Annotated in this window: 33 protein-coding genes and 1 tRNA gene; 29 read left to right on the top strand and 5 right to left on the bottom strand. The window is 62.5% G+C overall.

Annotated elements, in window-relative coordinates; all coding sequences use genetic code 11:
• Positions 1 to 180: 180 nt before the first annotated feature.
• The 5 genes from KBZ22_RS09050 to KBZ22_RS09030 all read right to left on the bottom strand — a co-directional run bounded on the left by KBZ22_RS09050 (position 181) and on the right by KBZ22_RS09030 (position 4320).
• Complete coding sequence (locus tag KBZ22_RS09050; RefSeq protein WP_396111890.1) at positions 181 to 918, bottom strand: HAD family hydrolase; 738 nt, start codon at positions 916 to 918, stop codon at positions 181 to 183.
• 60 nt (positions 919 to 978) lie between these two features.
• Positions 979 to 1050, bottom strand: a tRNA-Gln gene (locus tag KBZ22_RS09045).
• 123 nt (positions 1051 to 1173) lie between these two features.
• On the bottom strand, positions 1174 to 2817 hold the full coding sequence (locus KBZ22_RS09040) for an AAA family ATPase (RefSeq protein WP_255021769.1): 1644 nt from the start codon (positions 2815 to 2817) through the stop codon (positions 1174 to 1176).
• 32 nt (positions 2818 to 2849) lie between these two features.
• Positions 2850 to 3881, bottom strand: coding sequence for an LdpA C-terminal domain-containing domain (locus KBZ22_RS09035; protein WP_255021740.1), 1032 nt, complete (start codon positions 3879 to 3881; stop codon positions 2850 to 2852).
• Positions 3859 to 4320, bottom strand: a complete 462-nt coding sequence (locus KBZ22_RS09030; protein ID WP_255021739.1) for an NAD(P)H-quinone oxidoreductase subunit N — start codon at positions 4318 to 4320, stop codon at positions 3859 to 3861. Before KBZ22_RS09030 ends, KBZ22_RS09035 begins: the two co-directional genes overlap by 23 nt.
• Before the next feature lie 454 nt (positions 4321 to 4774).
• Between KBZ22_RS09030 and rplC the strand changes: the two genes are divergently transcribed.
• The 29 genes from rplC (at position 4775) to rpmE (ending at position 20360) form a co-directional block, all read left to right on the top strand.
• On the top strand, positions 4775 to 5422 hold the full coding sequence (gene rplC / locus KBZ22_RS09025; protein WP_106632380.1) for a 50S ribosomal protein L3: 648 nt from the start codon (positions 4775 to 4777) through the stop codon (positions 5420 to 5422).
• Between the two features lie 11 nt (positions 5423 to 5433).
• Complete coding sequence (gene rplD, locus KBZ22_RS09020; RefSeq protein WP_255021738.1) at positions 5434 to 6069, top strand: 50S ribosomal protein L4; 636 nt, start codon at positions 5434 to 5436, stop codon at positions 6067 to 6069.
• Positions 6062 to 6364: a 50S ribosomal protein L23 gene (locus tag KBZ22_RS09015; RefSeq protein WP_094560045.1), complete on the top strand. Its 303-nt coding sequence runs from the start codon at positions 6062 to 6064 to the stop codon at positions 6362 to 6364. The genes rplD and KBZ22_RS09015 overlap by 8 nt, the downstream gene beginning before the upstream one ends.
• Before the next feature lie 15 nt (positions 6365 to 6379).
• On the top strand, positions 6380 to 7243 hold the full coding sequence (gene rplB / locus KBZ22_RS09010) for a 50S ribosomal protein L2 (protein ID WP_254937624.1): 864 nt from the start codon (positions 6380 to 6382) through the stop codon (positions 7241 to 7243).
• Between the two features lie 35 nt (positions 7244 to 7278).
• A complete protein-coding gene (gene rpsS / locus KBZ22_RS09005; protein WP_106632383.1) occupies positions 7279 to 7554 on the top strand; it encodes a 30S ribosomal protein S19 in 276 nt (91 codons plus the stop codon).
• Between the two features lie 4 nt (positions 7555 to 7558).
• Positions 7559 to 7912, top strand: a complete 354-nt coding sequence (gene rplV / locus KBZ22_RS09000) for a 50S ribosomal protein L22 (protein WP_106632384.1) — start codon at positions 7559 to 7561, stop codon at positions 7910 to 7912.
• A 19-nt stretch (positions 7913 to 7931) separates the two neighbouring features.
• Positions 7932 to 8660: a 30S ribosomal protein S3 gene (rpsC, locus tag KBZ22_RS08995; RefSeq protein WP_106632385.1), complete on the top strand. Its 729-nt coding sequence runs from the start codon at positions 7932 to 7934 to the stop codon at positions 8658 to 8660.
• A 16-nt stretch (positions 8661 to 8676) separates the two neighbouring features.
• A complete protein-coding gene (gene rplP / locus KBZ22_RS08990; protein ID WP_254941846.1) occupies positions 8677 to 9120 on the top strand; it encodes a 50S ribosomal protein L16 in 444 nt (147 codons plus the stop codon).
• 3 nt (positions 9121 to 9123) lie between these two features.
• Entirely contained in the window at positions 9124 to 9348 is a 225-nt protein-coding gene (gene rpmC / locus KBZ22_RS08985) for a 50S ribosomal protein L29 (protein WP_106632387.1), read from the top strand.
• Between the two features lie 16 nt (positions 9349 to 9364).
• On the top strand, positions 9365 to 9616 hold the full coding sequence (gene rpsQ, locus KBZ22_RS08980; protein ID WP_255021737.1) for a 30S ribosomal protein S17: 252 nt from the start codon (positions 9365 to 9367) through the stop codon (positions 9614 to 9616).
• Positions 9617 to 9628: 12 nt separating this feature from the next.
• The gene (rplN, locus tag KBZ22_RS08975) at positions 9629 to 9994 is read left to right on the top strand and encodes a 50S ribosomal protein L14 (RefSeq protein ID WP_106632388.1); all 366 of its coding nucleotides are present in this window, start codon (positions 9629 to 9631) and stop codon (positions 9992 to 9994) included.
• A gap of 1 nt (position 9995) precedes the next feature.
• Complete coding sequence (gene rplX / locus KBZ22_RS08970; RefSeq protein ID WP_106632389.1) at positions 9996 to 10352, top strand: 50S ribosomal protein L24; 357 nt, start codon at positions 9996 to 9998, stop codon at positions 10350 to 10352.
• Between the two features lie 107 nt (positions 10353 to 10459).
• Positions 10460 to 10999, top strand: a complete 540-nt coding sequence (gene rplE, locus KBZ22_RS08965; protein ID WP_254941848.1) for a 50S ribosomal protein L5 — start codon at positions 10460 to 10462, stop codon at positions 10997 to 10999.
• A gap of 19 nt (positions 11000 to 11018) precedes the next feature.
• Positions 11019 to 11420: a 30S ribosomal protein S8 gene (rpsH, locus tag KBZ22_RS08960; RefSeq protein WP_254998955.1), complete on the top strand. Its 402-nt coding sequence runs from the start codon at positions 11019 to 11021 to the stop codon at positions 11418 to 11420.
• Positions 11421 to 11437: 17 nt separating this feature from the next.
• Positions 11438 to 11977 (top strand): 50S ribosomal protein L6, encoded by a 540-nt coding sequence (gene rplF, locus KBZ22_RS08955; RefSeq protein ID WP_254937630.1) that lies wholly within the window; start codon positions 11438 to 11440, stop codon positions 11975 to 11977.
• Positions 11978 to 12009: 32 nt separating this feature from the next.
• The gene (gene rplR, locus KBZ22_RS08950) at positions 12010 to 12375 is read left to right on the top strand and encodes a 50S ribosomal protein L18 (RefSeq protein ID WP_106632393.1); all 366 of its coding nucleotides are present in this window, start codon (positions 12010 to 12012) and stop codon (positions 12373 to 12375) included.
• Positions 12376 to 12389: 14 nt separating this feature from the next.
• Complete coding sequence (rpsE, locus tag KBZ22_RS08945) at positions 12390 to 13043, top strand: 30S ribosomal protein S5 (RefSeq protein WP_106632394.1); 654 nt, start codon at positions 12390 to 12392, stop codon at positions 13041 to 13043.
• Positions 13044 to 13052: 9 nt separating this feature from the next.
• A complete protein-coding gene (gene rplO, locus KBZ22_RS08940) occupies positions 13053 to 13502 on the top strand; it encodes a 50S ribosomal protein L15 (protein WP_106632395.1) in 450 nt (149 codons plus the stop codon).
• 102 nt (positions 13503 to 13604) lie between these two features.
• The gene (secY, locus tag KBZ22_RS08935; protein WP_255021736.1) at positions 13605 to 14924 is read left to right on the top strand and encodes a preprotein translocase subunit SecY; all 1320 of its coding nucleotides are present in this window, start codon (positions 13605 to 13607) and stop codon (positions 14922 to 14924) included.
• 61 nt (positions 14925 to 14985) lie between these two features.
• A complete protein-coding gene (locus KBZ22_RS08930) occupies positions 14986 to 15546 on the top strand; it encodes an adenylate kinase (RefSeq protein ID WP_254998954.1) in 561 nt (186 codons plus the stop codon).
• A gap of 65 nt (positions 15547 to 15611) precedes the next feature.
• Positions 15612 to 15725: a 50S ribosomal protein L36 gene (gene rpmJ / locus KBZ22_RS08925; protein ID WP_048018126.1), complete on the top strand. Its 114-nt coding sequence runs from the start codon at positions 15612 to 15614 to the stop codon at positions 15723 to 15725.
• A gap of 93 nt (positions 15726 to 15818) precedes the next feature.
• Entirely contained in the window at positions 15819 to 16184 is a 366-nt protein-coding gene (gene rpsM, locus KBZ22_RS08920) for a 30S ribosomal protein S13 (RefSeq protein WP_106632398.1), read from the top strand.
• Positions 16185 to 16301: 117 nt separating this feature from the next.
• Positions 16302 to 16694: a 30S ribosomal protein S11 gene (gene rpsK, locus KBZ22_RS08915; RefSeq protein WP_010311626.1), complete on the top strand. Its 393-nt coding sequence runs from the start codon at positions 16302 to 16304 to the stop codon at positions 16692 to 16694.
• Between the two features lie 57 nt (positions 16695 to 16751).
• Complete coding sequence (locus KBZ22_RS08910; protein WP_254941851.1) at positions 16752 to 17690, top strand: DNA-directed RNA polymerase subunit alpha; 939 nt, start codon at positions 16752 to 16754, stop codon at positions 17688 to 17690.
• A 44-nt stretch (positions 17691 to 17734) separates the two neighbouring features.
• Positions 17735 to 18085, top strand: coding sequence for a 50S ribosomal protein L17 (rplQ, locus tag KBZ22_RS08905; RefSeq protein WP_106632400.1), 351 nt, complete (start codon positions 17735 to 17737; stop codon positions 18083 to 18085).
• Positions 18086 to 18156: 71 nt separating this feature from the next.
• Entirely contained in the window at positions 18157 to 19077 is a 921-nt protein-coding gene (gene truA / locus KBZ22_RS08900; RefSeq protein ID WP_255021735.1) for a tRNA pseudouridine(38-40) synthase TruA, read from the top strand.
• A gap of 81 nt (positions 19078 to 19158) precedes the next feature.
• On the top strand, positions 19159 to 19611 hold the full coding sequence (gene rplM / locus KBZ22_RS08895; RefSeq protein WP_254941853.1) for a 50S ribosomal protein L13: 453 nt from the start codon (positions 19159 to 19161) through the stop codon (positions 19609 to 19611).
• Entirely contained in the window at positions 19608 to 20009 is a 402-nt protein-coding gene (gene rpsI, locus KBZ22_RS08890) for a 30S ribosomal protein S9 (RefSeq protein ID WP_106632403.1), read from the top strand. The genes rplM and rpsI overlap by 4 nt, the downstream gene beginning before the upstream one ends.
• 33 nt (positions 20010 to 20042) lie before the next feature.
• Positions 20043 to 20360 (top strand): 50S ribosomal protein L31, encoded by a 318-nt coding sequence (rpmE, locus tag KBZ22_RS08885; RefSeq protein ID WP_255021734.1) that lies wholly within the window; start codon positions 20043 to 20045, stop codon positions 20358 to 20360.
• Positions 20361 to 20449: the final 89 nt, after the last annotated feature.

Here is a 20449-nt window from a genome sequence, read left to right as displayed (position 1 = left end):
AATGCGAAGGAACAGGCCGCAAAGACGCAAAGCAGGGCGGGGGGCGAGCCGTAAATCGGCATGACCCGCAGGCACGACCTCCAGGCAAACCCGAAGACGGCCATCCTGCGGCCTCTAAGCAGCAAGTGCCCCTAAAGCGGGCCGGCGTATCAATTGCTTATAGTACGAGCGTACTCTAGCTCACTGGGGCCATTGCGCCAGGGGGGCAGCAAATAGCTCCGGCGTCAGCCAGCCAATGTCAGCCGGCAAAGCCTCAGCGTCCTGGGGGCGCAAATACCCCCAACTCACCAAAAAACAACGAACCGATGCCAAGCGGTAATCGGCCCGCACCGTTGCCAGCGTGGGGCGTCGGTCTTCGACAAACCAGAGCGGGCGCCCCTGATCCAGCAGCTGGTGCAGCACCTCGGGCTTGCTGCCGTGCTCGTGGCCATAAAGGGCGGAAGGCTCTAGAGCCGCAGCCGCCAACAGCCTGGCCGCAAAAGCGGCGCCCTTGGTGGTGAGCACCACCCAGTCGGCACCTTCCTGCCCCAAGCGCTGTAATCGCTCCTTCACCCCCGAGTAAAGCCTGTGGCGGGAAAGCCAGGCAGCAGGCGCTTCAGCGATGGCGGCATTGCGGACCTGCTCGAGCTGGCGCTGCAGCCGCTCCGGCTGCCACCCCCAACGGGCCAGAGCGGCAGGCAAGGCCCCGTCGTAATCGGCGAGCAACTCCTCCAGATTGAGAGCCGGGCGGCCCAGCTCCGCTGCCATCAGCACCATTTCCCAACCCTTGTGAATCAGGGGCCGCAAGCTCGTGAAACCTGCCGGTGCCTGCTCAGGGAGCACCAGCTCTGGAGCCAGCTGCAGGGCCGCCGCCCTGGCCGACCACCAGTATTCGGGCATGCCGTCCATCAGCACCCCGTCGAAATCAAAAACGATCAAGGGGCCAGATCGAGCCCAAAAGCTAGTCGCAGCAGGGGGAGCGAAAGACATGGATCAAAACTGGGTCGCTAGGATTCGAACCTAGGAATGGCGGTACCAAAAACCGCTGCCTTACCGCTTGGCGACGACCCAATGGCGCTCTGAAAGAGCTTGAGCCAAACCTAACGGATGGGCTCAACCGGAATTTCCGGGTACCAAGATAGTTACCCATAGCGCCCGGTCCTTCGTCAACCGCCGCAGCCACCGGCTCCTAGCTCAGACAGGAAATAGCCGCAGTCGCTGCTCCACACCGCGACCAAACACAGCGGTGCGTAGCCGGTAGCGATCAGCCAATTCCGCCTGCATCAGTCGCACCCTCTCGCTGCGGGGCAGCAGCTCTACGGGCTGGCCGTGGGGCAACACCACCTGTTCAACCGCCAGCCGGCATTCCTCGAGCCCGGCGAGTACGTCATCGGCCTGGGCGCTGCAGGCAGCCACTGCGCCTGGATCCTTTTGCGCCTGGCCCTCACGATGACGCTGGAGCAGCCGCTCTAGGGCGCGCTGCAGCTGGGGCGGGGCCGCCGACTTAAGGACCAAAATCGGCAGGCCCAGGTCTTGCGCCTGACGGCGCACATGGGGATCACGGCCGAGATGTTGACGCAGGCTGAGTACCGCGTCAGCGAGCTCGACACTGCCCACCAGCTCCACGGGCAACTGACGGGCCCGCACCACCTGCTCCAACGGCCCCAGGCTGAGGCCCGCTCCGTACACCCGCAACATCGCTGCAGCGGCTTCAACCGCTGGGCGCTCTGACGCCGCGTCAGCATCCTCGAACTCAGGCAGGGGTGCGGCCGCCAGCCGTTGTCGCCCATGGGGCCGCGGCGCCACCGCCTCCCTGGCGGCTAGGGCAGGCGCTGACTCCTGTTGCCGCTGCAGCTGCCCATCAGCGCCAAGCTCCCGGATCTCGGGACGCCCCACTTGGCCCCGCAGCAGCATGTCAACCGTGCGGGCCACATCCCTGTGCACATGCCAACGATGGCGGCTGTGCATCTCAACCGCCATGGCAAAAGTGGGCTCGGCAGCCCTCTCCAACACGGTTTTCTGCGTGCGGCGGCGGCGGGCCTCCTCATCGCCGAGCGTCACCGCCTGAATCCCACCCACCAAATCGGAGAGGGTGGGGTTTTTGATCAAGTTTTCGATGGCATTACCATGGGCCGTGGCCACGAGCATCACGCCACGCTCGGCAATGGTGCGAGCCGCCTGGGCTTCCAGCTCGGTGCCGATCTCGTCAATAACGATCACCTCGGGCATGTGGTTTTCCACAGCCTCGATCATCACCTGGTGCTGAAGCTCCGGCCGGGCTACCTGCATGCGCCGGGCGCCGCCGATGGCGGGATGGGGAATGTCGCCATCCCCGGCGATTTCATTGCTGGTATCAATCACCACCACCCGCTTGCCCAGGTCGTCGGCCAACACCCGGGCGATCTCGCGCAGGGCGGTGGTCTTGCCCACACCAGGGCGCCCCATCAACAGCAGCGACTCGCCTGCATCGAGCAGGTCGCGCACCATCGCCACTGTGCCAAACACTGCTCTGCCCACCCGGCAGGTGAGCCCCACGATCGTGCCGGTGCGGTTGCGGATCGCACTGATGCGATGCAGGGTGCGCTCAATGCCGGCACGGTTGTCGCCGCCGAAGCTGCCGAGTCGCTCCACCACTGCAGCCAGGTCGGCGCGCTCCAGGGGCTGATTGCCCAGGGCGATTACCTGACCCGGATAACGGGCCTCGGGCACCCGTCCCAGGTCGAGCACAACCTCCAACAACTGTTCACGCGACTCGGCAGTCGCCAGGACCGCCTGCACCACCTCAGGCAGCAGGGCCAGCAGGCGATCGAGGTCGTCGGTGACGCGCTGGGGGGCGATCAAAGCAGGGCTGGACACCGAATCGCAAGGCACTAGGTACGTTCTAGCCAGGGATTAACAAGCTCCCGAGCCAGCCCCAGGGCAAGGGGGAAAAGCTCGGCATCGGCCAGCAAAGAGCGTCCCCGCCCCTGGGCCTCCAATAGCAGGGGCTGCAACAGCCGGCGAGCCACGCCACCAAAGGCGACGCCAGCGATTCGATGCTGCAAGGGATAGCTCGTCAACTGCGGCAGCGTGTGAGCGTTGGTGCCCCCAGCCAGCTGCACTGGGCCGGGGGGAGCCTGGGGGAGCACGGCCGCAACCAACTTGACGGCCGCTCGGGCCGTACCCGCCCCCACATCACCACTCATCGGCCGGCCATCGAACTGCCAGAGGGGACGAAAGCCGGCGCCGCGCAGCAGGCTGAAGCGCTGCCATAGCTCCGCTACCAAAGCAGCGGGCGACTGGGCTGTGCCCTCAAGACCCGCACTCACCGCCAGCCGCTGCAGCTGCACGCCACTGGCCCGCAGCTGGCTAACCCGCTCTGCAAAGGCCACGCCGCGACCGGGGTGAGTGTGGAGTTCCACCGCATCAGGGCGCAACTCCGCAAGCAGGGGAGGCACATCCGCCCCTGCCAGTACCTGACTCCGCTCCTCAATCATTCCGTGGGGGCAAGCAGGCAGGCAGCGGCCACAGCCATAGCAGCGCTCCGCCAACACTCCTGGAGCGCCAGTAGCAGCAAACCCGATGGCCAAGGCAGGACAAACCCGCTCACAGGGGCGGGGGCAGGCCGGCGGGCAGCAGGCGGGGTCGAACCAAGCCTTACGGAAATGGGGATCGTCGCCATCGCTGAGGCTCAACATCAGCCAGGGGCGACTGGCGCCACGGGATTCGGCCCAATCAATCCCGCGGCGGATCGCAGCCACTACAGCCGCATCTACCGCGCCATCTATGCAGTGCACCCCGGCCAGAGAAAAAATGCCGCAGAGGTCTTCGATCCCAGCCAGATCCTGGTTGCTAGCCCCACAGATCAACTTGACCCAGCGGCCTGAGGCGAGAGCCTCCTCAGGCGTCAAGCAGCTGCTCAAGGGGCTGCCAGCGCAGTTCACGGGAACCGCCCATCTCAACCACAAGCTTGAGGCGAGGCTCACGCTGGCAGAGGGCAATCAAGGAGCCCAACTCAGCCTGAGAAAGAACCTGACCCTCCAACAACCACAGCAGGATCGGCTGCGTGCCCTCGAGCAAAGCCCCCAATTGGGGCATCACCCGCTGCACCTCGCCCACGGCTGCGCCCCTGCCCACGCTCTGGTGACCAAGGTGGGGCGGACGCACACCGTGCAACTGCAGAAGAAAGGCCTCAGGGTCACCAAGGCCCCGCGCCGATGTGAGCTGGGCCCGATAACCAACAGCCCGCATCCGGCGCATCAAGCGAGTCTCTGCGCCACCCTCAAGGGGAGCAAATAGGGCCAGAGCACCAGCGCGCTCAAGGTCCTGGCGGAAACCGCGACCGGAGAGCAGCAGGGGCATTACGGGTAATTGCTAGCTAGGCACCACTTTGACAGCCCAGGACGGGTTAGGTGGTGGGGTATGTTCATCAACTGTGCCATTGATATGTGCCCGACCGCTAGCCGGGCCTCCAGATCACGGCACACGATCACCAGTGGTGGTGATCGTCCTCGGCCAGCACGGTTCCAGCAGCTTTAAAAGGTTGCAGGTCCCGTCGGGAAACTGTCAGAACGCACCGCTCTCACGTCTGTTGAGTCCAGTCCGGTTCCGATAAGTCCCAGCCGCGCTGATCCGAATCAGATCAGCCTCGCTAGCCCTTGGAAATCGCAACCCGTTGATGGAAGCCCGTGCTTCCGCGGCGAAGAGCGGCCCCTCGGCCGAGCCAGGCAAAATCCTGACCGCTTCAGTTTCACCGTCGTGCATGAGCCCCTTGCTCACTGCGCCCGGTGGTCCAGCTGGCGTTGTTTCCCCTCCTATGTCTATCGGCATTCTTGGGAAGAAATTGGGCATGTCCCAGTTCTTCAACGACGAGGGCAAGTCCATCCCGGTCACCTTGATCGAGGCGGGTCCTTGCCGCATCACCCAACTCAAAAGCACCAGCACCGACGGCTACAACGCCGTTCAGCTTGGCTTTGGCGACATTCGCGAAAAGCTCGTGAACAAGCCAGCCAAGGGGCATCTAGCCAAATCTGGTGATGAGGTCCTGCGCCACCTGAAGGAATATCGGGTCGACAGCGTGGATGGCCTTGAGCTGGGTGGCTCCATCTCCGTGACGGCCTTTGAGCCTGGTCAAAAGGTTGATGTGAGCGGCGACACCATGGGCCGTGGCTTCTCCGGCCTCCAAAAGCGGCACGGCTTCAGCAGGGGCCCCATGACCCACGGTTCCAAGAACCACCGGGAGCCTGGCTCGATCGGCGCTGGCACCACGCCGGGCCGCGTCTACCCAGGCAAGCGCATGGCGGGCCGCTACGGCGGCAAACAAATCACCACCCGCGGCCTCGTCATCCTCAAAGTGGATGTTGAGCGCAACTTGCTGGTAGTGAAGGGTTCGGTGCCCGGCAAGCCTGGCGCCCTGCTCAACATCCGCCCGGCGAACCGGGTGGGCGCCAAAGCCGGGAACTGAGGAGAAAACCAATGGCTAATTGTGTAATTCGCGACTGGCAAGGCAAGGAGGCCGGCAAGGCTGCCCTTGAACTCAAAGTCGCTAAGGAATCTTCTGCCACAGACTTGGTGCATCGCGCCGTGGTCCGTCAGCTGGCCAACGCCCGTCAGGGCACGGCCAGCACGCTTACCCGCGCGGAAGTAGCCGGTGGCGGCCGCAAGCCCTACAAGCAAAAGGGCACGGGTCGGGCCCGCCAAGGCTCGATTCGAACCCCCCTCCGCCCCGGCGGTGGCGTGGTGTTTGGTCCCAAGCCCCGCAGCTACACCCTGGCGATGAACCGCAAGGAGCGTCGCCTGGCCCTGCGCACCGCGTTGATGAGTCGCATCAACGACATCACCGTGGTCAAGGGCTTTGGCATTGGGCTCGATACCCCCAAAACCAAGGAAATCACCGCCGGCCTCCGCCGGCTTGGTATCGAAGCCGGCACCAAGGTGCTGGTGGTGCTCGACGGAGCCTCCGAGGCCGTGCGCCGCTCGGTGCGCAACCTCGAGAAGGTCAAGCTGATCGCTGCGGATCAGCTCAACGTGTTTGATTTGCTCCACGCCAACAAGTTGGTGGTGAGCGAGGAAGCACTCGCGAAGATTCAGGAGGTCTACGGCGATGGCTGAACGTTTTTCGAGCCGGCTTGCGGATGTGATCCGTCGGCCGCTGATCACCGAGAAGGCCACCCGGGCCCTCGAGCAGAACCAGTACACCTTTGAGGTGGACCATCGGGCTGCAAAACCCGACATCAAGGCTGCCGTTGAACAGCTGTTCGACGTCAAAGTCATCGGCATCAGCACCATGAACCCCCCTCGCCGCTCCAGGCGGGTGGGCCGCTTCGCCGGCAAACGTGCCCAAGTGAAGAAAGCAGTGGTGCGCCTCGCCGAAGGCAATGCCATCCAGCTGTTCCCTGAGTCCTGAGGGGTCTGAAAAGAAATGGCTATCCGTAAATACCGACCCATCACCCCCGGCACCCGTACCCGTGTCGCCAGTGACTTCTCCGAAGTAACTGGCCGCGAACGGGAGCGAGGCTTGGTGGTCGCCAAACACCGCCGCAAAGGCCGCAACAACCGTGGCGTGATCACCTGCCGCCACCGCGGCGGTGGTCACAAGCGCCTCTACCGCATCGTCGATTTCCGCCGCGACAAGCTGGGAGTCGTCGCCAAAGTGGCGGCCATCCACTACGACCCGCACCGCAACGCCCGCCTAGCGCTGCTCTTCTACGCCGATGGCGAGAAGCGCTACATCCTTGCTCCGGCTGGCATTGAGATCGGACAGCAGGTGATCTCCGGACCCGAGTCGCCGATTGAAACGGGGAATGCCCTGCCTCTTTCTGCCATCCCCCTCGGCTCCAGCGTTCACAACGTGGAGCTCTATGCCGGTCGGGGCGGCCAGATGGTCCGCACGGCTGGTGCCAGTGCCCAAGTGGTTGCCAAAGAGGGCGACTACGTAGCCCTGAAGCTGCCTTCCACCGAGGTGCGCCTTGTGCGCCGCGAGTGCTACGCCACCCTTGGTGAAGTTGGCAACTCCGAAGTGCGCAACACCAGCCTGGGCAAGGCTGGTCGCAAGCGCTGGCTTGGTCGCCGGCCTGAAGTGCGTGGATCGGTGATGAACCCCTGCGACCACCCTCACGGTGGTGGTGAGGGCCGTGCCCCGATCGGACGCTCTGGTCCGGTCACCCCCTGGGGCAAGCCTGCCCTTGGCTACAAAACCCGTAAGCGGAACAAACCCAGCAATCGGTTTGTGCTCCGGAAACGTCGCCGTACCTCCAAACGGAGCCGTGGCGGACGCGATTCCTGATGATCAACACCGCTTTGCTGTTCGCTTAATCAACCATGGGACGTTCGCTCAAAAAAGGACCGTTTGTTGCCGACAGCCTGCTTCGCAAGGTTGAAAAGCAAAACGGCGCAGATGACAAGTCCGTGATCAAAACCTGGTCACGTGCTTCCACCATCCTGCCGATGATGATCGGCCACACCATTGCCGTTCACAACGGCAAATCCCATGTTCCCGTCTACGTGACGGAACAGATGGTGGGCCACAAACTCGGGGAATTTGCCCCCACCCGCACCTTCCGGGGCCACATCAAGGATAAGAAAGGAGGCCGCTGACGCTATGGCAAACACACCTTCCAACCAGGCTCTCGCCCACGGCCGCTTCATCCGCGGTTCCGTATCCAAGGTGCGAAGAGTTCTCGACCAGATCCGTGGCCGCAGCTATCGCGAGGCCCTGATCATGCTCGAGTTCATGCCTTACCGCTCAACCGGCCCAATCACCAAGGTGTTGCGCTCGGCTGTGGCTAACGCCGAGAACAATCTCGGCCTGGACCCCTCGACATTGGTAATCGCTTCAGCGATCGCCGACATGGGTCCCTGCCTGAAGCGCTTCCGCCCACGCGCCCAGGGTCGTGCCTACGCGATCAAAAAACAAACCTGCCACATCAGCATTGCTGTGGCTCCTTCCACCTAACCCCCGAGGACACCGAAAGATGGGACACAAGATCCATCCAACCGGCCTGCGCCTGGGGATTACCCAGGATCACCGCTCGCGTTGGTACGCCCCAAGTAAGACCTATCCAATCCTGCTTCAGGAAGACGACCGCATTCGCAAGTTCGTCCATAAGAAGTACGGCGCCGCAGGCATCAGCGACGTGCTTATTGCCCGTAAGGCAGATCAACTAGAAGTTGAACTCAAGACCGCCCGTCCCGGCGTGCTTGTTGGCCGTCAGGGCAGCGGCATCGAGGAGCTACGTACCGGCATTCAGAAAACCCTCGGTGATGCCAACCGTCAGGTGCGCATCAACGTGGTGGAGGTAGAGCGGGTCGATGCCGACTCGTTCTTGCTGGCTGAATACATCGCCCAGCAACTGGAGAAGCGCGTTGCCTTCCGCCGCGTCATCCGCATGGCCGTGCAACGGGCCCAGCGGGCTGGCGTGCTCGGCCTGAAAATCATGGTGGCTGGCCGACTCAACGGCGCCGAGATCGCCCGGACCGAATGGACCCGGGAAGGTCGCGTGCCCCTGCACACCCTGCGTGCCGACATCGACTACGCAACCAAGCTGGCCAGCACCACCTACGGAGTGCTGGGTATCAAGGTGTGGATTTTCAAAGGCGAGGTGCTACCTGGCCAGAAAGAGCAGTTGCCCGTTGGTGCTGCGCCCCGCCGCCGGACCAGCCGGCAGCCGCAACAGTTTGAAGACCGCTCTAACAAAGAGTGATCCGGAGCCCTGAACCATGCTGAGTCCAAGACGCGTCAAATTCCGCAAACAACAGCGAGGCCGCATGCGCGGTGTCGCTACCCGGGGCAACACGATTGCCTTCGGGGAGTTTGCACTGCAGGCCCAGGAATGTGGCTGGATCACCTCCCGCCAGATTGAAGCCAGCCGCCGAGCCATGACCCGCCACGTCAAACGCGGCGGCAAGATCTGGATCCGGATCTTCCCTGACAAACCAGTCACCATGCGCGCCGCCGAAACCCGTATGGGTTCCGGTAAGGGCAACCCGGAATTCTGGGTGGCCGTAATCAAACCGGGGCGCATTCTGTTTGAAATGGGTGGTCCTGAAATCACCCCCGAGATCGCCAAGGAAGCCATGCGCCTGGCGCAGTTCAAGCTTCCCCTCAAGACCAAATTCCTGAGCCTGGCGGATCAGGAAACCGCAGCCCCAGTGGAGGCCTGACCGATGGCAAAACCCAACATCGCCGATGTGCGCAAGCTCACCGGTGACCAGATCAACGAACAGGTCAATGCCACCAGGCGTGAACTGTTTGAGTTGCGCTTCCAGCAAGCCACCCGCCGGCTGGAAACTACTCACCGCTTCAAGGAGGCTCGCATCAAGCTGGCCCACCTGATGACGGTGCAGCAGGAGCAGCAACGCTCCGCCGCCACGGCTGCTTCAGCCTCCTGATACCCCCTCGATCCCCATGGCACTCAAGGAAAGGGTCGGCACCGTCGTCAGCGACAAGATGGACAAAACGGTGGTGGTGGCGGTGGAAAACCGCTTCCCCCATCCCATCTATCAAAAGACGGTCAGCCGCACCACCAGATACAAAGCCCACGATGAAGCGAACAGCTGCAAAGTGGGTGACCGGGTTCGCATCACAGAGACCCGGCCGCTCAGTCGCACCAAGCGCTGGACCGTGGCCGAAGTTCTCACCAAAAGCACCGCCGGTTGAGGAGAACTCCTAATGATCCAACAAGAAACCTATTTAAACGTCGCTGATAACAGCGGCGCCAAGCGCATCCAATGCATCCGGGTGCTCGGCACCAACCGTCGCTACGCCCACGTGGGCGACGTGATCGTGGCAGCCGTCAAGGATGCCATGCCCAACATGGGTGTCAAAAAATCGGATGTGGTCAAAGCGGTAGTGGTGCGCACCAAAGCCACCCTGCGCCGTGACACCGGCAATTCAATCCGGTTTGACGACAACGCAGCCGTGATCTTGGGTAACGACAACAACCCCAAGGGAACCCGAGTCTTCGGCCCGGTTGCCCGTGAACTGCGCGAGCGCAACTTCACCAAGATCGTTTCCCTCGCTCCGGAGGTCATCTGAAATGGCGACCGCAACTCCCAAGGCAAAACCCGCTGAGCGCATCAAGATGCGCGTCAAAAAGGGTGACACCGTCCAGCTGATCTCCGGCAAGGACAAGGGCAAAACCGGAGAGGTGCTACGCACCCTTCCCTATGAAAATCGGGTCGTAGTGCAGGGAATCAACCTGCGTACCCGCCACGTCAAACCCACCCAGGAAGGCGAGAGTGGTCGCATCGTCACCGAGGAAGCCTCTGTGCATGCCTCGAATGTGATGCTCTACTCCAGCTCAAAACAGGTGGCAAGCCGCGTCGAAATCGTGGTGGAGAAAGACGGCACTAAAAAGCGTCGCCTCAAGAAGACAGGAGAAATCCTCGATTGAGCTCCAGAGGCGTGCCCCGCGATCACTCGCACATGCCCCGCCAACTTCAACTCCAGTCCCTGTCAGCCTTCTGACCCAGACCAGAAGCGCACCCCCCTCTCCCCGTCATGTCACTGAAAAAGCGCTACCGGGAGTCGATTCAGCCCAAACTCCTAAAGGACCTGAATCTCTCCAATATTCACGAAGTTCCCAAGGTGGTGAAAGTCACCATCAACAGGGGCCTCGGCGAAGCGGCACAGAATGCCAAAGCCCTCGAGGCCTCTATCACTGAACTGGCCACAATCACTGGCCAAAAAGTGGTGGTGACTCGAGCCAAAAAAGCAATCGCCGGCTTCAAAATTCGCCAGGGGATGCCAATCGGTGTCGCCGTCACCCTGCGTGGTGAGCGGATGTATGCCTTCCTGGAGCGCCTAATCAATCTTGCTCTGCCTCGCATCCGCGACTTCCGCGGTGTGAGCCCTAAGAGCTTTGACGGCCGGGGGAATTACACCCTGGGGATCCGCGAACAAATCATTTTCCCTGAGATCTCCTTCGACAAAATCGATGCGATCCGGGGGATGGACGTCACGATTGTGACCAACGCCCGTAACGACGAAGAGGGCCGGGCCCTCCTCCGCGAGATGGGAATGCCGTTCCGCAGCAACTGAGCCCTCTTCGGACCCGACCATGGCCAATCACGACCCAATTTCAGACATGCTCACCCGCATTCGCAATGCGAGTGAGAAGCGCCACGAGACCACCAAGATTCCTGCATCCCGACTGGTGCGTAACGTCGCCAATGTGCTGCAGCAGGAAGGCTTCATCGCCGCAATCACCGAAGAAGGTGAGGGCGTCACGAAGCACTTGGTGCTTGAGCTCAAGTACAGCGGCAAGCATCGCCAGCCCACGATTCGCTCTGTCCAGCGAGTCAGCAAGCCAGGCCTGCGCATTTACAAGAACAATCGCCAGTTGCCCAAAGTTTTGGGCGGCCTGGGAGTTGCCATCATCTCTACGTCGAAAGGGGTGATGAGCGACCGCGATGCCCGTAAGCAGGGCGTCGGTGGCGAAGTGCTCTGCTACGTCTACTGAATCTGGGAGATTGATCCATGTCTCGTATTGGTAAAGCGCCGATTCCCCTCCCCGACAAGGTGAGTGTCAGCCTCAATGGCTTGGCAGTCACCGTGAAGGGTCCTAAGGGCGAACTCAGCCGCACCCTGCCCGAAGGGGTGCAGATCTCCCAGGACGGCAACACCCTGGTGGTGAGCCCCAGCAGCGAAACCCGTCGCTCCCGCGAGCGCCACGGTCTCTGCCGCACGCTTGTCGCCAACATGGTGGAAGGCGTCAGCCAGGGATACACCCGCAAGCTGGAAATTATTGGCGTTGGCTATCGCGCCGCCGTCCAAGGCACAAAGCTTGTGGTCTCAGCTGGCTACAGCCACCAGGTGGAGATGGTGCCCCCCGAGGGCGTCACCTTCGCCGTAGAGGGAAACACCACCGTGTTTGTCTCCGGTGCCAACAAGGAATTGGTGGGCAACGAAGCTGCCAAGGTGCGTGCCATTCGTCCGCCTGAGCCTTACAAGGGCAAGGGCATCAAGTACGAGGGTGAGCGCATCCTGCGCAAGGCCGGTAAGACCGGTAAGAAATGAGGTCTGCCTGAGCGTCGTTACCCTGTATCGCAATGTCATCCATCTCCCGCAAACAGCAGACCCAGAAGCGTCACCGCCGCCTGCGTCGTCAGCTCACTGGCACGTCCTCCCGTCCCCGGTTGGCCGTGTTCCGCTCCAACAACCACATCTACGCCCAGGTCATCGACGACGACGCCCAGAACACCATCTGTGCGGCTTCGACCCTCGACAAGGACCTGCGCACCAACCTCGACGCCAGCTCTACCTGTGATGCCTCCGTGGCGGTAGGCGAGCTGGTAGCCAAACGGGCGCTCGCCCAGGGCATCCAGCAGGTGGTCTTCGATCGAGGCGGCAACCTGTACCACGGCCGGGTCAAGGCCCTGGCTGACGCCGCCCGGGAAGCGGGCCTTCAGTTCTGATCCCTGCTCTCACCATGACCGAAACCAACGATCAAGTTCAGTCCAACGACATCCCGGCCGCTTCGGATGTACCTGCTGCTGCCGAAGGCCAGCAGGATCGCCGCGGTGGTCGGGCTGAAGGCCGAGGCGGCGATAGCCGTCGCGGTGGCGGCCGCGGACGCGACAACCGTCGCGGCCAGGAGCGCGACTCCGAATGGCAGGAGCGGGTGGTGCAAATCCGCCGCGTTTCCAAAACCGTTAAAGGCGGCAAGAAGATGAGCTTCCGGGCCATCGTTGTCGTTGGCAACGAGAAGGGCCAAGTAGGTGTGGGCGTCGGCAAGGCCGGCGACGTGATCGGCGCCGTCCGTAAGGGCGTAGCCGATGGCAAGAAGCACCTGGTCAAGGTGCCCCTAACCCGTCACAACTCCATCCCTACCCTCAGCAACGGCCGCGACGGTGCCGCCAGCGTGCTGATCCGCCCGGCAGCCCCGGGAACCGGGGTAATTGCGGGCGGCTCGATCCGCACGGTGCTCGAATTGGCCGGCATCAAAAATGTGCTGGCCAAGCGCCTCGGATCCAAGACCCCCCTCAACAACGCCCGCGCTGCGATGGAGGCTTTGGCCGGCCTTCGCACGCACAAGGAGACCGCCAAGGAGCGGGGCATCTCCCTAGAGCAGATCTACTCCTAAGGCCTCGTCATGACGTTCAATCTCCAGTCTCTCAAATCCAACCCTGGCGCCCGGCGCCGCAAGCTCCGCAAGGGTCGCGGCATTGCTGCAGGCCAGGGAGCCAGCTGCGGTTTCGGCATGCGCGGCCAGAAGTCCCGTTCGGGTCGGCCGACCCGTCCTGGCTTCGAGGGTGGCCAAATGCCTCTCTACCGCCGCATCCCCAAGCTCAAGCACTTTGAGCTGGTCAACCAGAAAGAGTTCACGATCATCAACGTGGCCAAGCTCGCCGACTGCAAAACCGGCAGCACCATCAGCCTCGATTCCCTGGTGAAGGATGGTCTCGTGACCAGCCCCAAGCACCCCCTCAAGGTGCTTGGCAACGGTGAGCTCTCCGTCAAGCTCACCGTGCAGGCCGCCGCATTTACTGCCAGCGCCCGCACCAAGATCGAAGCTGCCGGTGGCAGCTGCGAAGTCATCTGATCGCCTTGCGGGCCTCCGCCCTAAGGTCTGAGCCGTCCAGTCGAGCCCCGGGCACGCCAAGGGTCTTGATGGGCGGTTTTTTCATGTCCATCACACGCCGCCATGCTTGTTAGCCGGGGTCGCAACCCAAGCGCCGGGGAAATCCTCAGCCAACTGATCCAGTCGAAGGGACTGCGCGACCGGGTGCTAACCACCCTCGGCCTGCTGCTGCTGGTCCGGCTGGGCATCTACATCCCGATGCCAGGCATCGACCGGGTGGCCTTTCAGCAGTTCCTCTCCCAGGGCGGTCAGCTGATCGGGTTCCTGGACATCTTCACCGGGGGCGGCCTGTCCACCCTCGGCGTTTTCGCTCTGGGCATCCTGCCGTTCATCAACGCCTCGATCATTATTCAGCTGCTTACCGCGGCCCTGCCCCAACTGGAGGACCTCCAGAAGAATGAGGGCGAGGCCGGCCGGCGCAAGATCGCCCAGATCACCCGCTACGTAGCTCTGGGCTGGGGCATCCTGCAGAGCCTGGTCTTTGCCCTGATCCTGCGGCAATACGCCACAGAGGGCCTTTCGGAGCCGGTGTTTGTAATCCAAACGGCCCTCGCCCTGGTGACAGGCTCGATGGTGGTGATGTGGATCAGCGAGGTGATCACCGAGCGAGGCATCGGTCAAGGCGCCTCGCTGGTGATCTTCGTCAACATCGTGGCCACCCTGCCCAAGGCCCTGGGATCAACGATCGAGCTGGCCCAGAGCGGTGACCGCAGCACAGTTGGCGGCATTGTCGTGCTGGTGCTGGTTTTCCTGTTGACGATCGTGGGGATCATCTTTGTGCAGGAAGGCAACCGCCGCATCCCAATTGTGAGCGCCAAGCGCCAAGTGGGCGGGGCAGGGGTGCTTGCGGCGCGCCAGAGCTATCTGCCGCTCAAGCTCAACGCCGGCGGCGTGATGCCGATCATTTTTGCCTCGGCCGTGGTTTTCCTGCCACTCACCATTGCCAACCTCACCCGCAACCCTTGGCTGATCAAGTTGGCGGGATATCTCAACCCCAACAGCAGCACTCCCTGGCTGTACGCCTTGGTGTTCTTCGCCCTGATCTGCGGCTTCGGCTTCTTCTACGCCTCACTCACCGTAAACCCGGTGGACATCGCCACCAACCTCAAACGCAGTGGGGTGGCAATCCCTGGCGTGCGGCCCGGCTCTGCCACTGCCAGCTATCTGAGCGGCGTGCAAAACCGACTCACCCTGCTCGGCGGCTTGTTCCTTGGCGCCGTTGCGATCATTCCCTCAGCCGTGGAAGGGGCCACCCAGGTGCGCACCTTCCAGGGGCTGGGGGCCACCTCCCTGCTGATTCTTGTCGGCGTTGCGATCGACACAGCCAAACAAGTGCAGACCTACGTGATCTCCCAGCGCTACGAGGGCATGGTGCGCGAGTGAGCACCAGCCCCTTGCCTGCGGGCCTCGCAGCAACCCTTTCCTCCAACTCGCAAGTTCAGCGATGAAGCAACGTCTCCTCTTCCTTGGCCCCCCCGGCGCTGGCAAGGGCACCCAAGCCCAGCAACTGGCCGCCGATCGCCAGCTGCTGCATCTCTCTACGGGGGACCTGCTGCGAGCGGAAGTAGCTGCTGGCAGCGATCTGGGCAAGGAAGCCGAGGCCGTAATGGCCCGTGGTGAGCTGGTGAGCGATGCGCTGGTGCTGGCGATTGTGCGTGGCCGGCTGGAAGCACTGGCCGCCAGCGGCGGCGGTGGCTGGTTACTGGATGGCTTTCCCCGCAACCTCGCCCAAGCCGAGGCTCTGGGGCTGTTGCTCGATGAGCTGCAACAACCGATCGAGCTGGTGGTGCTGATGGAGCTCGACGACGCCGTCTTGATCCAAAGGCTCCTGAGCCGGGGGCGCTCTGACGACAACGAAAGCGTGATTCGCCACCGGCTGGAGGTCTACCGGGAACAGACCGCACCTCTTATTGACCACTATCAGCAGCTTGGCTTGCTGCAGGCCATTGAGGCCAATGGCAGCGTCGATGCGATCGCCGAACGGATCGCCGCCCTGCTCGGCTAAGTCACTGAAGGGTGTTGACCCGTGTGGTAGGTTGTCGGTTTGCAAATTAGGAGAGCACAACTCCCATGAAGGTTCGTGCCTCGGTCAAGAGAATGTGCGACAAATGCCGGGTGATTCGTCGCCACGGTCGGGTGATGGTGATCTGCACCAATCCCAAGCACAAGCAGCGCCAAGGCTGACCAGCCCTAGCCAGCGCCCCTTCGGGGGCCAGCTGTGCATCATTTCCCCGCTCCGCTCAGGCGGAGCCCCTTGCCCCCTCATCGAATTACTACGTGGCTCGGATTGCCGGCGTTGATATCCCACGCGAAAAGCGCGTCGAGATTGCCCTCACCTACGTGTATGGCATCGGTCTTACCCGTGCCCAGAAGATTCTGGCCAAATCCGGTGTCAGCCCTGACATCCGGGTAAAAGACCTCAGCGACGCCGACGTACAGAAGTTGCGCGGTGCTGCAGAAACCTTCACCCTCGAAGGCGACCTGCGCCGTCAAGAGGGCATGGCCCTCAAGCGCCTCCAAGACATCGGCTGCGTGCGCGGTCGCCGCCATCGCATGGGTCTGCCCGTGCGCGGCCAGCGCACACGCACCAATGCGCGCACCCGTCGTGGTGCTCGCAAAACCGTGGCCGGCAAGAAGAAGTAAGGCTTCCCCTTCCTTCATCTGCTCCCACCCTGCCGCCAACTGCGTAAGCGACCGGCGTCACCAGGGTGCCTACCGACGTTCCCCTGATCACCTCCTGCACCAGCAGGCCTTTCCGCCATGGCAAAGCCAGCCAAAAAATCCGGCGCCAAGAAAACGAAGCGCAACGTCCCCAACGGCGTTGCCCACATTCAGAGCACCTTCAACAACACGATCGTGTCGATCACTGACACCGCAGGAGAAGTGATCTCCTGGAGTTCCGCCGGTGCTAGCGGCTTCAAAGGAGCCCGCAAAGGCACACCCTTTGCCGCCCAAACCGCAGCTGAAGCAGCAGCACGCCGCGCCCTCGAGCAGGGCATGCGCCAGATCGAAGTCCTTGTAAGGGGTCCTGGTTCAGGCCGCGAAACCGCAATCCGAGCCCTGCAGGTTGCCGGCCTTGAAATCACCCTGATCCGCGACGTGACTCCCCTTCCCCACAACGGTTGCCGTCGCTCCAAGCGCCGTCGCGTCTGAGTTGTCGTTTCGTTCCTGCCCCCCTGGGCTTTCTCCAACCTTTCGACCCTTCAGACCGTGTTGCATTACCAAATCGATCGCATTGAGCACCAGGTCGCGGAAGACCGATCCCAGACCGGCACCTTCCTGATCGGCCCGCTCGATCGCGGCCAGGCCACCACGCTTGGCAATGCCCTGCGACGCGTCCTGATCGGCAGCCTCGAAGGCAGTGCCATCACCGCGGTGCGCATTTCCGGAGTCAACCACGAGTACGCCACCGTGCCCGGGGTTCGTGAAGACGTTCTCGACATTCTGCTCAACTGCAAGCAGATCTCCGTTAGCAGCCGCAACCGGGAGCTGGAGATCGGACGCCTAGTGGTGAATGGCCCCGCGACGGTTACCGCCGCGGATCTGCAGTTCTCCTCCCAGGTTCAGGTAATCGATTCAGATCGCCTGATCGCCACCGTGGCTGAAGGCCACAGCCTCGAAATGGAGGTACATGTGGAGCGTGGTGTTGGCTATCGGCCGGTCAATCGCCACAGCGAAGACACCAACGCCATCGACCTTCTTCAGATCGATGCTGTGTTCAAGCCCGTGCGCCGGGTCAACTACACGGTGGATGAAACCGCCGTTGGTGAGGGTGGATCCGCTCGCGAAAGACTGCGCCTGGAGATCGAAACCAATGGCAGCGTCACACCAGACGACGCCATGGCCCAATCAGCCAACCAGCTGATCGGTCTGTTCCAGCCCCTGGCCAGCTTGACCATGGTGGAAGAGCCCGGCCTTGAGCCCGAGCCCTCCGCCGAGGCCCAAATTCCTCTCGAAGAGCTCAACCTCTCCGTGCGGGCCTACAACTGCCTGAAGCGCGCCCAGGTCAACTCCGTGTCCGACCTGATGGGCTTCAGCTACGAAGATCTGCTGGAGATCAAAAACTTCGGCTCCAAATCAGCCGACGAGGTGATCGAAGCGCTGGAGCGCATCGGCATCACCCTGCCCCAGAGCCGCACTAGCGCCTGATCGGCGGCCCCTTTACCGACAGCCTTCTCACCTGAGTCAGCCCTATGAGACACCAGTGCCGAGTCCCCATGCTGGGACGCCCCGCCGACCAACGCAAAGCCATGCTGCGGGGTCTCACCACCCAGCTGATCCGCGAAGGTCGGGTTACCACGACCAAAGCCCGTGCCAAGGCGTTGCGCGATGAAGCTGAGCGCATGATCAGCCTGGCCAAGGACGGCAGCCTGTCTGCCCGTCGCCGCGCCATCGGTTACATCTATGACAAGCAGTTGGTTCATGCCCTGTTTGACAAAGCTCAAGACCGCTATGGCGAGCGCCAAGGTGGCTACACCCGCATCATCCGCACCGTTCCCCGCCGCGGCGATAACGCCGAGATGGCCATCATCGAATTGGTCTAAATCTCTCCCCGTCTGGCGAGATTCCAAACTGCCGCGGTGGCGTAAGCCCACCGCGGTTTTTTAATGGCTGCATGGTGCCCGTGCTGACTCCCGCCCCCGCCCTGCGCCGCATCGCTCTTTGCCTGCAATACGACGGCTCCGCGTACTGCGGCTGGCAGCGGCAACGCAATGCCCACAGCGTGCAGCAGACCCTGGAGCAAGCGATAGCTGGGCTTGACCCCCAGGGGCCCAATCGCACCATGGCTGCTGGCCGCACCGATACGGGCGTGCATGCTGCCGCCCAGGTTGCACACTTCGAAGCTGCTGGGCCAATTCCACCAGAGCGCTGGGCCAAGGCCCTCAATGGTCGGCTACCGGCCACGATCCGCATCCTGGCGGCTGTAGAGGTCGACCCCAGCTGGCACGCCCGCTTCAGCGCTAGCTACCGGCGGTACCGGTACACGATCTACAACGCCCGCACCCCCAACCTGTTCCTAGCCCCCTGGAGCTGGCACCGCTATCAGCGCCGGTTGGATGAAAAAGCCATGGGCCAGGTCCTGGAGGCCATGCTGGGCGAACACGACTTTTCTGCCTTTCAACGAGCCGGCAGCCGCCGAGCCCACGGCCGCACCACCCTTCAGGAGGTGCGCTTGGAGCGCCAGGGTGACCTGATCAGCGTCGAGTTGCAAGCCAGCGGTTTTCTGTACGGCATGGTGCGTCTGGTGCTGAGCCAACTCGTGGCGGTTGGCGAGGGGCGGCTCAGCGGCGCCGACTTCGAGCGCCGCTGGCGCGAGTGCCAACGCGTGGAAGTGAAAGAGGCAGCACCACCGCAGGGCCTCTGCCTGCTGCGGGTGGGCTACCCCAAACCAGTATTCCCACGAGCCGCCTGGTATGATTGCCAACCGCGGTATCAGCTCGAGATTTCCGATTCTCCGGATCTCCAGCCTGGTTCAGCCCAGCCTTTCGTCAGTTCAGCGCAGCTACCTCTTGGGGGCGCGCCGGCCAGGCGGTAAGGTCACTGAAACCGGGCGTTGGGTTTCCAACGACCAGCTGTCCTGCCCCACTTCCGGCCTGCCGGTGCCTGATCAGGCGAAATGAACAAGACCCCCCTGCCCTCCATTGATTCCCTCGAACGCCAGTGGTATCTGGTGGACGCAGAGAATCAGACCCTCGGTCGCCTGGCGAGCGAAGTGGCCCAAGTGCTGCGCGGCAAGAACAAGCCCTGCTACACACCCCACCTCGACACCGGCGACTTTGTCATCGTCATCAACGCCGACAAGGTGAAGGTGAGCGGTAACAAGTCGACCCAGAAGATCTACCGCCGCCACTCCGGCCGGCCCGGTGGCATGAAGACCGAAACCTTCGCCCACCTCCAAGCCCGGATCCCTGAGCGGATCGTGGAGAAAGCCATCAAAGGCATGCTTCCCCACAACGCCCTGGGTCGTCAGCTGTTCCGCAAGCTGAAGGTTTACAAGGGTACTGAGCATCCCCACGCTGCCCAACAACCCCAAGCCCTAGCCCTCGATCCCGCCACTGCCGCCCAATGAGCACTAACAAAGTCGTCTATTGGGGTACGGGTCGTCGTAAGACGGCAGTCGCCCGAGTGCGTGTGGTTCCCGGGAACGGCACCGTAACCATCAACGGTCGCCCTGGCGATAACTACCTCAACTACAACCCCGTCTATCTCGCAGCGGTCAAGGCACCACTGCAGACTCTCGGGCTTGCAACTGACTATGACCTGCTAGTCAATGTGCGTGGTGGTGGGCTTACCGGCCAAGCCGACGCCATCAAGCAGGGTGCAGCTCGTGCCCTGTGTGAATTGTCACCGGACAACCGCAAACCCCTTAAAACAGAAGGCCACCTCAGCCGCGACCCCCGCGCCAAGGAGCGTCGCAAGTACGGCCTGAAGAAAGCTCGTAAGGCGCCTCAGTTCTCCAAGCGCTGATTTCTTCCCTCCGCCATCAGCCCCTTCCCCGTCATGCCCAAGGCCGAAATTCATCCCACCTGGTATCCCGATGCCAAGGTGATTTGCAACGGAGAGGTGGTTATGACCACCGGTTCCACCTCCCCCGAACTCCACGTCGATGTGTGGAGTGGCAACCACCCCTTCTATACAGGCACCCAAAAGATCCTCGACACCGAGGGCCGTGTAGACCGCTTTATGCGCAAGTACGGCATGGGTGGAGCAGATTCACTCTCCAACGCCGCTGCCAAGCAGGAGCCCCAGGTTGAGACCACGGCCGAAGCTGCTGCAACCGAAGTTGAGACCGAGGCCCCCGCTGTGGCCGAAGCCTGATCTCTGCAGGCCTGATTGAACCCCCCAGCCGGGTGCTTACGGGCACCCGGCTTTGTGTTGTCTGGTGCCCATGCGGGCTCCTCCTATCT

The sequence above is a fragment of the Cyanobium sp. L1E-Cus genome (assembly GCF_024345755.1).
GTDB classification, from domain to species: domain Bacteria; phylum Cyanobacteriota; class Cyanobacteriia; order PCC-6307; family Cyanobiaceae; genus Cyanobium_A; species Cyanobium_A usitatum.
This window is presented reverse-complemented; position numbering and strand designations above follow the sequence as displayed.

What these genes read in the sequence shown, in the direction of transcription:
- KBZ22_RS09030 (WP_255021739.1), bottom strand. Translation starts at nt 4,320, where the DNA reads ATGCCCCTGCTGCTCTCCGGTCGCGGTTTCCGCCAGGACCTTGAGCGC.
- rplC (WP_106632380.1), top strand. Translation starts at nt 4,775, where the DNA reads ATGTCTATCGGCATTCTTGGGAAGAAATTGGGCATGTCCCAGTTCTTC.
- rplD (WP_255021738.1), top strand. Translation starts at nt 5,434, where the DNA reads ATGGCTAATTGTGTAATTCGCGACTGGCAAGGCAAGGAGGCCGGCAAG.
- KBZ22_RS09015 (WP_094560045.1), top strand. Translation starts at nt 6,062, where the DNA reads ATGGCTGAACGTTTTTCGAGCCGGCTTGCGGATGTGATCCGTCGGCCG.
- rplB (WP_254937624.1), top strand. Translation starts at nt 6,380, where the DNA reads ATGGCTATCCGTAAATACCGACCCATCACCCCCGGCACCCGTACCCGT.
- rpsS (WP_106632383.1), top strand. Translation starts at nt 7,279, where the DNA reads ATGGGACGTTCGCTCAAAAAAGGACCGTTTGTTGCCGACAGCCTGCTT.
- rplV (WP_106632384.1), top strand. Translation starts at nt 7,559, where the DNA reads ATGGCAAACACACCTTCCAACCAGGCTCTCGCCCACGGCCGCTTCATC.
- rpsC (WP_106632385.1), top strand. Translation starts at nt 7,932, where the DNA reads ATGGGACACAAGATCCATCCAACCGGCCTGCGCCTGGGGATTACCCAG.
- rplP (WP_254941846.1), top strand. Translation starts at nt 8,677, where the DNA reads ATGCTGAGTCCAAGACGCGTCAAATTCCGCAAACAACAGCGAGGCCGC.
- rpmC (WP_106632387.1), top strand. Translation starts at nt 9,124, where the DNA reads ATGGCAAAACCCAACATCGCCGATGTGCGCAAGCTCACCGGTGACCAG.
- rpsQ (WP_255021737.1), top strand. Translation starts at nt 9,365, where the DNA reads ATGGCACTCAAGGAAAGGGTCGGCACCGTCGTCAGCGACAAGATGGAC.
- rplN (WP_106632388.1), top strand. Translation starts at nt 9,629, where the DNA reads ATGATCCAACAAGAAACCTATTTAAACGTCGCTGATAACAGCGGCGCC.
- rplX (WP_106632389.1), top strand. Translation starts at nt 9,996, where the DNA reads ATGGCGACCGCAACTCCCAAGGCAAAACCCGCTGAGCGCATCAAGATG.
- rplE (WP_254941848.1), top strand. Translation starts at nt 10,460, where the DNA reads ATGTCACTGAAAAAGCGCTACCGGGAGTCGATTCAGCCCAAACTCCTA.
- rpsH (WP_254998955.1), top strand. Translation starts at nt 11,019, where the DNA reads ATGGCCAATCACGACCCAATTTCAGACATGCTCACCCGCATTCGCAAT.
- rplF (WP_254937630.1), top strand. Translation starts at nt 11,438, where the DNA reads ATGTCTCGTATTGGTAAAGCGCCGATTCCCCTCCCCGACAAGGTGAGT.
- rplR (WP_106632393.1), top strand. Translation starts at nt 12,010, where the DNA reads ATGTCATCCATCTCCCGCAAACAGCAGACCCAGAAGCGTCACCGCCGC.
- rpsE (WP_106632394.1), top strand. Translation starts at nt 12,390, where the DNA reads ATGACCGAAACCAACGATCAAGTTCAGTCCAACGACATCCCGGCCGCT.
- rplO (WP_106632395.1), top strand. Translation starts at nt 13,053, where the DNA reads ATGACGTTCAATCTCCAGTCTCTCAAATCCAACCCTGGCGCCCGGCGC.
- secY (WP_255021736.1), top strand. Translation starts at nt 13,605, where the DNA reads ATGCTTGTTAGCCGGGGTCGCAACCCAAGCGCCGGGGAAATCCTCAGC.
- KBZ22_RS08930 (WP_254998954.1), top strand. Translation starts at nt 14,986, where the DNA reads ATGAAGCAACGTCTCCTCTTCCTTGGCCCCCCCGGCGCTGGCAAGGGC.
- rpmJ (WP_048018126.1), top strand. Translation starts at nt 15,612, where the DNA reads ATGAAGGTTCGTGCCTCGGTCAAGAGAATGTGCGACAAATGCCGGGTG.
- rpsK (WP_010311626.1), top strand. Translation starts at nt 16,302, where the DNA reads ATGGCAAAGCCAGCCAAAAAATCCGGCGCCAAGAAAACGAAGCGCAAC.
- rplQ (WP_106632400.1), top strand. Translation starts at nt 17,735, where the DNA reads ATGAGACACCAGTGCCGAGTCCCCATGCTGGGACGCCCCGCCGACCAA.
- truA (WP_255021735.1), top strand. Translation starts at nt 18,157, where the DNA reads ATGGTGCCCGTGCTGACTCCCGCCCCCGCCCTGCGCCGCATCGCTCTT.
- rplM (WP_254941853.1), top strand. Translation starts at nt 19,159, where the DNA reads ATGAACAAGACCCCCCTGCCCTCCATTGATTCCCTCGAACGCCAGTGG.
- rpsI (WP_106632403.1), top strand. Translation starts at nt 19,608, where the DNA reads ATGAGCACTAACAAAGTCGTCTATTGGGGTACGGGTCGTCGTAAGACG.
- rpmE (WP_255021734.1), top strand. Translation starts at nt 20,043, where the DNA reads ATGCCCAAGGCCGAAATTCATCCCACCTGGTATCCCGATGCCAAGGTG.